Below are 12,364 nucleotides of genomic sequence, written 5' to 3' on the forward strand. Positions count from 1 at the left end.
CTAATAATCTTCTTCGGCGTTCATATTCTTGATTTTCTTAAAAAACCATAAGAAATACCAATATGATAATAATAACGTGATCGTTATCGAGATGAAACTCATATACCATGTCCAATTTAAGTATTTTATTAAATCGGTGTGTTTTTCTAGTAAAACTTCGATTATTGTCATTATGGCTGGGAAGCTAAGCGTGTACAAAGTTTTCACTATCCATGATTTATCACGAGGGAAGTGTACGTTGAAAATGGCACTTATAGCTGGGAATACGAAATATTCAAACGTAAAACTTGCTTTGTAGACAACGCTAAGAAAACCAACAGGGTATTCTATTAATCTTCCTTTAACAACTAATGTACCGAATAACCAAGTTGGGACTTGCATGAACATGAAACTTAATTGCGCTTTCAATAAATTCTTTCTTCTGATACATAATATCAAGAGAATTGCCGTAACGATCCAAACAAAGTAAAGAATAATCGTATCCATAGTTCAAGGTCCCCTAATTATTTACTACAATTAATTATGGTCATAACTAGGGCAAGTTAATCACGGAAAAAGTAAGGACCGCTCGGTTTAACGGATGATTCCGCATGAAAGCGAGAACCCAATTAATTTTGGAATCCTCGCCAGTCGGATGTGACAATAAAGCCATTTAAGTGGATGTAAACGTGGCTTACAATTTGGCAGGAGGGATACTTTGGGGGTTGTTAAAGACATTGCCCGGATCATATTTCGCCTTGATTTTCCGTAACCTCGTGTAGTTCGCTCCATAATAAACGGGTCCGGAATTTTTAATACCTTGATCGGGTACGTTGATATAAGATCCGACGATATAAGGTTGTAACTTCTGGCGAGTTTGGCGAACAATGGCGATATTTTTGGCAGCATCGGATTTCTTAATCCAAGAGCTATTCCATTCCACGTAATACTTGGCTTTACGCCAGTAGAATGCTGTTGATTTCGGTGATTTACGGTTAATAGCACCGCCCCAGTTAAGGAAGAAAAATCCTGCAAACTCTCCTTCAACTTTCTCCAAAAATTGACGCATGGATGTAATTGCCTTGTCAGGGAACTTAGTCCTTACGAAACCGCTAGAGAACTGATTACTAACCTTTTGTGTTTGTATAGGATCGGGGGCCAACATAAAGCTCACGACTTGCGTGTAGGGTAATGATCGAATTAGTTCCGTAGGTGTACCAACGCTCGTTATAGGCTTTAATAGACGTACAGCCTCCTTTTTTGATCCGAGGAAAAGACCTAACATGGAGACGTTGCCGCCTTTTTTGGGACCGATGGATAATTCGCTGCCCAGTTTGGTATTGACGTTTGGAGCCCATTTTTGCCAGACTTTGAACACTTCTTCGAACTGATCCCATGGCCATGTAATGCGAAATACAGTAGCCTTGGCAGGTGCTCGCAGCACATTAAATTTGTATTTGGTGTAGACACCGAAGTTTCCACCGCCACCTCCGCGGGAAGCCCATAGGAGATCAGAATGACAATTCTTGTTGGCACGAATAACTTTGCCTTTCGCGTCTACCATTTCGAGTGCAATCAGATTATCACTAATGAGGCCAATCGTCCGTTGAAGAGGCCCAATTCCACCTCCAAGCGAAATTCCCCCAATTCCAACAGAAGGGCTGTCACCAAATGGTGCGATAAACCCTTGTTTGGCAAGTGTGTGTGCGATTCTACCGACTCGATTACCCGCCCCAACAATAACAGTTCCTTTTTGTTTATTTAGCACAATCTTCTTCATTTCACTTACATCAATTACAATCCCTCCATTGACCTGCGAAAGATTGACTTCAAGAGCATGACGGCCACTTCTCGGTCGTATGGGAACATTATTTTGGCGACCCCATTTAATAGCGTTGACCACATCTTGCGTGTTTTGAGCAAAAACAAATACTTTGGGGAATCTGTTTGTATGAGGATCCCAATTCTTACGTGCGGATTCATATCCTGGATCTCCTCTGAAGACTACTCGGCCAGTAAGTTCCGTTTTTGATTTCACTTATATCCCAACTCCCATTGTGTGAATGCGTACACGATAGTTCAACATAGGTCTTCACTTATCGTATGTAGGTCGTCTGTGGAGGGAATGGGCTGATGGTTGATTAATTTGGGTACAAGAAACACGCTCGCAACGCATCGTGTGGTTGGAACTAACCCAAAGCAGCCTAAAAATGATGGTAGATAGGCGAGCAAATTTGAATACATAAATACATGAGTCTTGAACGATGATGAGTTGTCATTTGATACTGGTTTAGGAAGGTTATTTGGTGCTGGACTTCCGCATACAATATAAGTATCGTAATTTTCACCATATCGGGTGAGTATATCCATCAAACCATAATGGGAGGCATGCAAACTTGTCATCAAAAACAGAATTAATTCCATTTCCTCATCGCAGGCTTGCGGTAATCGATACAAAGTTCCCTTGGAAATTGAGTGGTTTCCGTTATTGGGAAAATAGGGAAATACATTCTCAAAGACCTGATACCTTATATTTTGCTACTCATCCTTACCATGATACATTTCCAACAACCGTTTATCCTTTTTCTGAGTTTCAACAAATAGCCATATCCCATGGAATCACGGATGTTTATTGTGTATTCTTGAACCTCACCTTGAGCTTGCTTGGCTTATGCAGTCTTCCCGATGGAAGCCATATGCCTGGATCCAATTTAGGATGGAATATTAGAGCCTTTTTGGAAGATCGTAAAATTAAGCTTCATAGTACTTTATATCCTGGAGGCGGGCTAGATCCAGGGACTTCTATTGAATTTTTGAACTACGCAGCAATGCACTGCTCAACTGTTTTCACGAATATTGATGAAGTGCTTGGCGCTATTCCTTCTAGCCTGTACTACCCAGTTGTTATAAATACCGACTTATTTGCATATTCACCTAAGCATGCAACTTTACCGATTGAGGTAACCTTTTGTGCTTTTAATTACCCCAGAAAAGGCTTTCCCTTGCTGATACAGGCATTTAATATGCTACCTGAGGATTTTCATCTAAACATAGTAGGTGATTGGCAAGATCATTTACACTTGTTAACGAACGGCAATTATACGTTTCATGGGCTCTTAGAACCTGAAAGCTTGCGCTCCATCTATTTGAGAACTCATGTATTTGTAAACTGCAGTACACAAGATCAATTTGCTCTAGACGGCTTTCCTACTACAGCGGCGGTCGATGCCATGTCTACGGGTTGTATTTTAGTGTCTACGAATCCCCGAAATGATAAGCTTGTGCTTCAATCAGGAGTCGATTATATAGAGGTAGCATCGGACGCACAAACCATTACAAATACATTGTTGTGGATTAAAGCAAACCTTAAGGATGCTCTGAAAATAGGAACACGTGGAGCAGAAACAATAAGCGAACGTTTTGATGTGAAAAATATTGTTCTTTCTAAACTAAAGCATATGATGGGCTATTAGAAATAGCCCCAACTACACTACGACAGGTTCTTTTTAAATACGGCTGGGACACCAGCATATAATACTCCTCCGGGCACTTGATCCTTTACAAAAGCTCCTCCACCTATCATCGACCAAGGACCAATAGTAATTTTTTCGCGAACAGCTGATCCAGTCCCTATAAAAACCCCCTCCTCCACCATGACATTTCCACTTAGGTTAACTCCAGGGGATAGGGTAACATAATCAGATATTCTGACATCATGGGCAATCGTTACGCTGCTGTTAACTATAACAAAGTGACCAATGTGAACATTGATTGTTATAATGGTGCCTGCACAAATAATAGATCCAATTCCCAACTGAATCTTTCTAGAGAGTTGTACCCCGGGATGAACAAGACTATCTGCAAATGAGAACCCGAAATCCCTAGTTTTCTGAACGAGCCTCTTTTTTAATTGAGGGCTCCCGACGCCTGCGCATACAACCTTTACTTGATCACAAAGGTGAATAATATCCGACAAGTCACCGAGTACTGGCGTTTCATCAATCATCTGTCCGCACATCTCCGACCGTTCATCTAGAAAACCTATAACCTCAATATCCAGCAGTTCACACAAATGGTTAACCTCGCGGCCCATCCCTCCGCAGCCCCAAATGACAAGCTTGCTATCCTTCATGTGAAAGCCCTCGTAAAATCTTTTGCACATGGCCTTGGTCCATGTCTTCCCATAAAGGCAAATTGATGATCCGACTTCCAATTTGTTCCGTTACATGAAGAGAAGTTCGAGGATAATACTGAAAAGCAGTCTGTTTATGACAGGATGGGGTAAAATAGGTGCGAGCTTGAATACCCTGTTTGGCCAGCTTTTGAACGAAATATGCATTGCTGCTTTTTTCAGGGCATAACAAAGAAAGGAATGAATAGGCAACGCTCCCTCTTACTTCTTGCAGTTGCCAGCCAAGATCAAGGAGCCCCATTTGCTCAATCTCCTCCATATACCAGTCATAAATCTGCTCGCGCATACGCTTTTTCTCATGGAATACATGGAGTGTGGCGAGTCCGATCGCAGCTGCGTATTCTGACACTTTCCCATTAAGTCCCCTTTGCATCGATTCTCGATCTTCGTTAAATCCAAAGTTAGATGCTTGTCGCACCCTATTAATCATTTCTTTATCACTACTGTATATGAGCCCGCCTTCTCCAATCCCAAAGCCTTTCGTTGCATGAAAGCTAAACACAACAGCGCCTGAAAAGCCTTGACCAAAATGCTGATTCAGCCTAGATCCTATGCTTGCCGCAGCATCAATAACTACGGGGATATTCCGTTCTTGGAGGGCTTCATAATACTTTGTCTCCATATTCGTTCCAAAGGTCGCATAGGGGACCACAACAGCAACCTCATCCCCTAATTGTTGGATTACTTGCTCTAGCAGCTCTTCGTTCATGCACCAATTTCGATCGTTTACATCAATAAAATAAGGCTCCAAGCCGCACCACATTGCTGCTAATGGTGTTGCAGCGAACGTGAAGCTAGGCATCAGCGCATATTTACCTGGGCGTTTGATCTGAGAGATAGCTAGGATAAGTCCTGTTGTTGCGTTATTGACAGTTACAGCATGCCCTTCGTCTTGAAACAAATCATGAATTAATTGCTGTTCAAAGCTTGTATTCAATGCTCCGTAATTGGTATAGGATCTCGAATCATCAATCTGTTTCAAGTAGTCTATATAATCTTCTTTCACTACAAGCTTGGGCCTTAGAAAGGGGATATCAAACATGAAGGTCCCCACCTTCCATATAATGGTTGGTTAGGGAGCAGGATTTCGATACACCCAAATAATATTGATTATCCAAAATTATCACTCTCCTTCAGGGTAGCGAATAACATTCTGCAGTATCGACTGCATAATTTACATGAGATTAGTATATGAAATATAAAATTTCCAAGTATCAGCAGGTGTCTATGTATTACAAAAACCTCCAAAGTTACGGAATTTTCTCAATCCAGTAGATCAATGGGAGGAATAATAAAAGGGATATTTCGATTTATCTTGAATACATATTACTTCATCACAATGAATCTTGTAGGTGAGGAGAATGGTGAAATGATCTTTGTATACATAGTGATTCTAATCCTATTGGTTTATATTCTTTTTATCTTACCTACACAATGGCTAAAAATTGAACGAATTGCATATCCTCTGGATTTAAATTTGAAAATCTTACAGATTAGTGACCTGCATGTAGAACGATTAAGAATAAGTCCTACTAGACTAGCTGCTATTATTAATGATGAAAAACCAAACCTTATTTGTGTGACAGGTGATTTTACCAAACATCGTAAAAGTCTCATCAAACTAGAGAAGTATCTAAGAGCTCTGACGATTGGCAATGTACCTATTTATTGTGTACTCGGTAACCATGATTATCAGCAAAAAAATGTCATGGATGTAATAAACTTGTTAAGAAAGTATGGATTACATGTATTAAGAAATGAATCGGTACGTGTAGATCAAATTGAATTAATCGGAATTGATGATTTTGATTCAGGCAAGAGTAACATAGAAAAATCGTTTCAAAGTGTTGATCAAACAAAACCAAAAGTCATTATTACGCACGATCCTAACATCGTTCTTCATCTAAATAAGTCCTACGATTATTTAATGGCCGGACATTTGCATGGCAAACAATTTAATATTCCATTTCTATTTAGACTGAAAGACGCGGGTACATTGCCTCGCATGGGGATATATAAGGGACTTCATACTAATCAGTATGGGGCGTACTACATCTCAAAGGGGATTGGGCAGACGGGTATTAATGCAAGATTTTTAGTTAGAAGTGAGGTAACGATGCATTATTTATAGGTTGGAAAAATAAAAGACAAATCAACCAGAATTATGGCTGATATGTCTTTTTATTTTATGGAGATTAGAGGGAAATAAAGGTAATATTTGGAATATATCGAATATCTTATTAAGTTAAAGATGAACAATACCTATTCAGCGCTAGGAGGGGTAAGGATATGGAACATACCCACGGGCAAAGATCAAATAACACGCAAGTGCAAAGTTCTATACCTACGAAAAGCAGCGAAGAGAAAAACACGAGTGTGGAGTCATCTTCAACTTTAAAATATAAGGATATTCAATATTTACAAAGAACGATCGGCAATCGTGCTGTCGCATCTTTGTTCAATACCCCTAAAACAAACATGGGCGAGACCATTCAAAGAAAAATCCAATACACCGACAAAGAGGGGAAAAGTGAATTAGGCGTACAAGAAAGTGCCTGGTGTAATGCGTATAAACAGAAAATGGGGAAAAAGTTCACTACCTCACCGTTTTACTTCCAATTTTCTCAATCCGATAAATTTACTATTAACGTAAATACAAAGAATCGCGAAGTTGATTATTTTAAAGAGCTGGCAGCTCTTTTAGCGACCGATCCGTCTACGCTCCAAAGTGCAAAGGACTGCAATACTATTGCCCCGAATGTCCTTATCACCTATACAGAGACTATTACCGATTCTACGAAAAGTACCGATGAACGGGAAAATCAAACCATTATTTTCAATGATAAAGATATTACGCCTAGAGAGTCTGCAATAACCGGCGACAAAGCAAAGACAGTCAATAAACTTGTGTCAGATTCAAAAAAACAAATTGGGTTGGTCCTGAATATCCTGGATCAACTTTGCCAAACTGTGGAAGATACTAAGGAGACTAGTAAATTCAAAGATACGTTGACCTCATTACTATCTATCCAAGATAAGGATAGTAGTCTACCTGCAGCTTTAGAACAATTACGTACGATATTTCTAATCATGCAAAAGCGATTGTCAGCAGCAGTTCTTGAGGTATCTACCATGAGCCTAAACGATAGACTTAGTAGACCAAATGCGGCGGGGTTATCTAGCCCTAAGCGAGGTGGAGATTGGATATTAAAGAACGAGAAGCACGAGGCTACTCACAAAACTTGGGAAGAGTGGCTAAAAAAGAAACAGGACTTTGAAGGTGATATTCAATTGCGTATCGGCGCAGATCAGATACTATACAAGGAATCGTACAACAAACTTCTTACGGCATTTATACATGAGCTTAGTCATGCATCTGCTTCTACGCAGGACTATGCATACGTACATGAATTTGAGAAATATAAAAATCTAGATTATATCAAACGGCTTGGTAATGCAGATACGATTGCTTTAATAGTCGAGGAGCTCATCAAGGAAAAGGAAAAGCAAGAAAAGGAAGCTCAACCGGTAGAAACGAGTGGAAAGGAAGATAACAAAAAGGAAGATAATTACAAGGAAGAGCAGGATAAAAGTACCCAAGAGGATATCCCTACAAAGGAACAAATGAAGAAATGGATAGTCCAATTAGCAGAGAAAGATGGAGTCGATGACGTTTTTAAAGTAAAAGTGAGTAACTATTTAGCTCAATACGGAAAAGAAATTGCGTATATTGAAGATGAATTTGAAGGATGGGAAACCGATTTAGAGAAAGAAATAGCTTGGAAATTAATGTAGAGGAACTACGACAGCGACGGTTTAGGACCGAGATAGCACAATATTCAGCTATTCAGCCCGTTCAACTTCCTCTTTCCAATAGGAAGTCGAAAGGGCTTTGTTTGTTTGTAAATGGCAGGAGCATTATCCAGTATATATCTCCACGGTATAACTCATGGACTAGTCAAACAAACCGAACAGAACAGAACTCTCATTTTCAAATGGAGTGAAGATCAAATCACTATTACCGAAGTTCTTAAAGCAATTGACCACAAATCGCTATTCGGGAACCGTCGAAGCAAGACGCAGTTTTTATAATATAGCGATGAAGATTCGCTGAATAATGAAAAACATTGAGTCAAAGGAAATCGAAGAAGGGTTTTTAATTCAAAATAGTACTAACAAGAATAGCTGGTATCAAAATGATGAGAATTAATACTGCGCCCAATACCTTGGTCATGATCAGATTACCGGAATTGGGATCTTTAACTTTAGTAGAAGTTACGAAACCACGTTTCCAAGACCAATTTGGATTCACTATCGCTGTAATCCCGTAGGCAATGACTGCGATGAAAATAAATGTTGGAAATAAGATATCTACTTCTTTTTCTTTTTGAATACACCTAACAGCACAGCAAAAATTATTACAACGATCAAGAAACCACTCAATGATATCACCTCTATTTGGGATTATAGCATGAGCAGTTGTTGTTTGAATATTGAGGAACATGAGTTGAAAAAATGCCAATGTATGAGAGTCTTTATTGATCAGAATCTTTATGGACGACCGTAGTTGCAAATGACCACTTCCCTGAACGAGTATTTACATAATATTGTATTCACAGCATTCATTCCCCTTGATCTACAAGGTTTTTTGGTATAAAGCCTAGAGGGATTTCCGAATCCTGATCTAAATAGCTGACGAAACGAACTCGAAGAGGACTTTTAGCGGTGGATTCAGACTCCGTTTTCTTACCCCACAAAGTGAAGATAAGCGTTGAAGCAAATTCCGATTACTTTGCGGGGGCCCCTTATTACGCCTTCGGCTCCGTCCGCGCGGGAGAACCCCTCAGGGGTCCTCACCCCCAATAGCTCCAAGAACGAAAAAAAGAACATGTCTGATGACATGTTCTTTTTATTTCGTTCGATATGGAGCCTAGGGGGATCGAACCCCTGACCTCATCGCTGCCAGTGTTCATCGCCGCGTTATCTCTGATTATTGAAAAGCCACAAACCTCTTTTTCCATAAAGGTTTTCAGTGTGTTGTATTATTTCAGGTTATTGCTAATTACCGGTCATTAACGGTAGTTTGTTACCGGATTGTTACCATTAAGTTATGAGAAAAGATATTGATATTCTCACTTACTAGACCTTCCAACTTAGTCTCTTGGAGTTGTCATTCGCCTATACAGTTCAGGATTTAATTTTTTACCTTGCTGCCAGTGATTTTCCAAATAGCCGAACCAAAATCGAAGAATATCTCTTAAGTCAGTTGATGACCTTTTTTGCATCATCTTTACATAATATGGTGAGTTACAAATTAGTCCTGCAACTAAACGTTTAAAAATAATAAATCTATTTGTAGTTATGCCTGGAGAAAAATCATCATTAAAATCATGATAAAAATCTGAGCCGCCATGAACATATTCCGATCTCCATGTATAAACATTGTCTACAAGCAATGAGCAATCTGCTTGAGTTACATTAGGTAATTTAACAAGTCTTGGAATCAAAAAAGATAGCCCAGCTCTTTTATGATCCTGAGTTTCTAACAGGATAGTTTCTGCAGCAATAGTCAAATGCAATAAAGGCAAACCAATCCCCTCGAAAATATCATCCCGTTCTTCTGACTCAATTGCTTTTTTAAAAAACTTTAGACCTTTATGGAACCTTAATGACAATGCCTCTGTAATTCCATTTCGAATTAATGTATTATACAAACTCTCAAACAGAAGCAAATTTTTTTTGTCGCTTAGCCAATTTAAATTGATATTACAATCAGCATTGTAGCGAAAAGGCATACGACTTATTTGCCAATCTTCTTTTGCATAGATCATCATATGATTAGATTCATTTTCATAATCCATTTGAAAATCAATTGGCATTTTATAGTTTGGGTAAATTTTCGCCCAGTAAATTGCTTGAAGTATACAATTGGCATAGAAAGAAATTCTCCTTGCAAATTGCTCAACCGATCGATGTTGACCGCGAACTCTCACAGCTAAGAGGGGATGATTAAAAAATCCTGAGGATCTACTTTGAATGGTATATCTCATTCTTTCTACTGCTTTTCTTGAGGAAGTCTTACCAAGCAACCTTAATACATCTGCTTTTTCTTCAAAGTTTCCGGCAATAAAAACAAAGTCTTTAAATCTAATTGTAGAAGTTAAATGCGCATTATTTAAAGGAAATAATACCCACTGATCAGTAATGTTTGCCTGCAAATTGGTTTGTAGTGTACTTAAAAGAGTATCAGCATCAATTACTCCATAATTTGCTTTATTTTTTATAGTTGGGTGAAGCACATAGGAGCCAAGAAGATGTTCCGTCAATTCCGGTTCAAAGCTTTGAGAAAAGCTAGGGTGAATTGACAATTTTTCCATTAGATTTGCTAATGGCTTATCGTCTACAAAATTAATCTCATCTGGATCAGTTAGATTTTTCCTCTTACAATAGTATAGAAATGCTATAGCAAATGGTCTTAAGGTTATCATATATCCGTCCTTACTTTGGAAAGTCAGTTCAAATTATTTTTAATTTAGGTTTGCATGAAATATATTCATACACTTGAAATAATAGAAATTATTGTGATTACAATCCCACATAAACACATTCTTAAGTTAAAGAATTATTCCAAAATTAACCTCACCAAGTAATAGTTAATTTGAGTCCCATCTATTTCTAATAACTGATGGAATACTCTTATTATTTCTATTCTCATTGATAAGTCTTTGAATTGAAAATCTATTAACAGTAAACCCTACATATTCTAATAAATCTGATAAAATAACTGTTGTCTCAGAATAGACTCCAAGTTCTTCGAGCATTCTCATGGAAAATCTACCGAAATTATCATAATTAGCAAAGGATAATTTCCGTTCTTTTAAATCCTCAAACATCTCATAAAGTAGTTTCTCAAGCTCATGTTCGTATTGCATACTAAATACTTCAAAAACTTCTAGGGCGGCAGAGTAGTTAGTCAAAATTAAGTCAGTAAGAATGATTCCTGCATTCTTTCTTGTGAATATATTGTATATCTTTTCAGATACAATGTTATTTTGCTCAACCATTTGCATTAATTCTTCCATGGGGTCATAATTTATCTCAGTGTTTTTTAAGTTAACAAAAGCGTCGTGAAGTTCATTTACATTTTGATATCTTCTGGACAAATCTCTATTTGTAGCTCTCGCTACAATACTACTATATTTATGTTCTCTACTCACGACGCTGCCGTTAAAAATATAATCAATTAACTTACCTAATGAATAAATATCTGTTTGGATAGATGCATCCTTAATATTATTCAACTGAATTGGATCAGTAAAATGAGCTGTACCTACGCCTTTTTCGGTTACTGTTTTATAAGAATAGTTTTTTGTGCTATCCTTTCCAAGTCCAAAATCAGCTAGTTTAGGCTCATTTTTAATCATTAATACATTGTTATAACTTAAATCTCTATGAATTGTTTCAGGATGTATCTCCATTAGTCCTAGCATAATTCCTTCACAAATATGTTCTTGCCATTGTAGATTCATTATGTGGTGGTGCTCATTAATAAATTCTTTTAAGGTATAATCCGCAAATTCCATTAGAAAGGAATTGTCATTCTCAGTAAACTCATATACCGAAATCGTATATTTGCTTGTATTATACTTGCCCATCAATTCAAATTCCCTTTTAAACCGATGCGTTACTTCAGAATCTGACCAAAACTCAGGTTTTAGTTTTTTTATTGCATATTTTTTCCCATCTTTAATCCAAGGATAGACTTCAGCAAAGAAACCTTCACCTAACGGCTTTACTTCTGTTTTATTCAAGAATTTAATATCTTTTTTTGTTTTCACAATATATCGATCTGTTAAGTTAAATATATTGCTATTAATAAATTCAATGATGTCCGACTGAAGTCTTTCGACATCTCCTAAGCTAACCTCATTAAAAGATACTAATTCTTCAACTGATAAAGCCATTATCATAACTTCCTCAAGTTTACCCTTTAATACGAGTTCATTCAGTTTTTGTTCTGCGTATCTCCATCTAGTTGGAAATCCACTACCATAAACATCGTTATAACCAAACTTATTAAAAAAATTGACAAGACTAGGTCCACTCCTTCGAGGGAATGGACCTTCATCTCCAGAAAGACTCTTAGCCAGCATTTCAATAATCTTTGGATGACTGATTCTTACATTCATGATA

The 12,364-nt window shown here is 37.9% G+C and carries 10 protein-coding genes; 3 read left to right on the forward strand and 7 right to left on the reverse strand.

Annotated elements, in window-relative coordinates; all coding sequences use genetic code 11:
* Entirely contained in the window at positions 1–486 is a 486-nt protein-coding gene (locus tag HQN88_RS24965; RefSeq protein WP_173117599.1) for a CBO0543 family protein, read from the reverse strand.
* Positions 487–673: 187 nt separating this feature from the next.
* Positions 674–2,017, reverse strand: coding sequence for an FAD-binding oxidoreductase (locus HQN88_RS24970; RefSeq protein ID WP_173117601.1), 1,344 nt, complete (start codon positions 2,015–2,017; stop codon positions 674–676).
* A 358-nt stretch (positions 2,018–2,375) separates the two neighbouring features.
* Between HQN88_RS24970 and HQN88_RS24980 the strand changes: the two genes are divergently transcribed.
* A complete protein-coding gene (locus tag HQN88_RS24980) occupies positions 2,376–3,452 on the forward strand; it encodes a glycosyltransferase (protein ID WP_246320438.1) in 1,077 nt (358 codons plus the stop codon).
* Positions 3,453–3,469: 17 nt separating this feature from the next.
* Here HQN88_RS24980 and HQN88_RS24985 read toward each other — a convergent pair whose 3' ends face one another.
* Both HQN88_RS24985 and HQN88_RS24990 read right to left on the reverse strand, forming a co-directional pair.
* The gene (locus HQN88_RS24985) at positions 3,470–4,111 is read right to left on the reverse strand and encodes an acetyltransferase (protein WP_173117603.1); all 642 of its coding nucleotides are present in this window, start codon (positions 4,109–4,111) and stop codon (positions 3,470–3,472) included.
* Positions 4,101–5,213, reverse strand: coding sequence for a DegT/DnrJ/EryC1/StrS family aminotransferase (locus tag HQN88_RS24990; protein WP_173117605.1), 1,113 nt, complete (start codon positions 5,211–5,213; stop codon positions 4,101–4,103). The genes HQN88_RS24985 and HQN88_RS24990 overlap by 11 nt, the downstream gene beginning before the upstream one ends.
* Positions 5,214–5,540: 327 nt before the next feature.
* Between HQN88_RS24990 and HQN88_RS24995 the strand changes: the two genes are divergently transcribed.
* Positions 5,541–6,302 carry a metallophosphoesterase gene (locus tag HQN88_RS24995; RefSeq protein WP_173117607.1) on the forward strand — a complete coding sequence of 254 codons (762 nt, stop codon included), beginning with the start codon at positions 5,541–5,543 and terminating at the stop codon, positions 6,300–6,302.
* Positions 6,303–6,460: 158 nt separating this feature from the next.
* Positions 6,461–7,966: a M35 family metalloendopeptidase gene (locus HQN88_RS25000; protein ID WP_173117609.1), complete on the forward strand. Its 1,506-nt coding sequence runs from the start codon at positions 6,461–6,463 to the stop codon at positions 7,964–7,966.
* Positions 7,967–8,327: 361 nt separating this feature from the next.
* Here the strand turns inward: HQN88_RS25000 and HQN88_RS25005 are convergent, their stop codons facing one another.
* From HQN88_RS25005 to HQN88_RS25015, 3 genes are all read right to left on the reverse strand, one after another.
* Positions 8,328–8,744 (reverse strand): DUF6199 family natural product biosynthesis protein, encoded by a 417-nt coding sequence (locus tag HQN88_RS25005; RefSeq protein WP_173117611.1) that lies wholly within the window; start codon positions 8,742–8,744, stop codon positions 8,328–8,330.
* Between the two features lie 580 nt (positions 8,745–9,324).
* A complete protein-coding gene (locus HQN88_RS25010; protein WP_173117613.1) occupies positions 9,325–10,659 on the reverse strand; it encodes a HEPN domain-containing protein in 1,335 nt (444 codons plus the stop codon).
* Between the two features lie 165 nt (positions 10,660–10,824).
* Entirely contained in the window at positions 10,825–12,360 is a 1,536-nt protein-coding gene (locus tag HQN88_RS25015) for a protein kinase domain-containing protein (protein ID WP_173117615.1), read from the reverse strand.
* Between the last annotated feature and the right edge of the window lie 4 nt (positions 12,361–12,364).

Origin of the sequence: Paenibacillus qinlingensis, assembly GCF_013204845.1 — a bacterium.
GTDB classification, from domain to species: domain Bacteria; phylum Bacillota; class Bacilli; order Paenibacillales; family NBRC-103111; genus Paenibacillus_E; species Paenibacillus_E qinlingensis.

Excerpts from the sequence above, each read along its gene's own strand:
- HQN88_RS24965 (WP_173117599.1), bottom strand. The coding sequence starts at position 486 with ATGGATACGATTATTCTTTACTTTGTTTGGATCGTTACGGCAATTCTC.
- HQN88_RS24985 (WP_173117603.1), bottom strand. The coding sequence starts at position 4,111 with ATGAAGGATAGCAAGCTTGTCATTTGGGGCTGCGGAGGGATGGGCCGC.
- HQN88_RS24990 (WP_173117605.1), bottom strand. The coding sequence starts at position 5,213 with ATGTTTGATATCCCCTTTCTAAGGCCCAAGCTTGTAGTGAAAGAAGAT.
- HQN88_RS24995 (WP_173117607.1), top strand. The coding sequence starts at position 5,541 with ATGATCTTTGTATACATAGTGATTCTAATCCTATTGGTTTATATTCTT.
- HQN88_RS25000 (WP_173117609.1), top strand. The coding sequence starts at position 6,461 with ATGGAACATACCCACGGGCAAAGATCAAATAACACGCAAGTGCAAAGT.
- HQN88_RS25010 (WP_173117613.1), bottom strand. The coding sequence starts at position 10,659 with ATGATAACCTTAAGACCATTTGCTATAGCATTTCTATACTATTGTAAG.
- HQN88_RS25015 (WP_173117615.1), bottom strand. The coding sequence starts at position 12,360 with ATGAATGTAAGAATCAGTCATCCAAAGATTATTGAAATGCTGGCTAAG.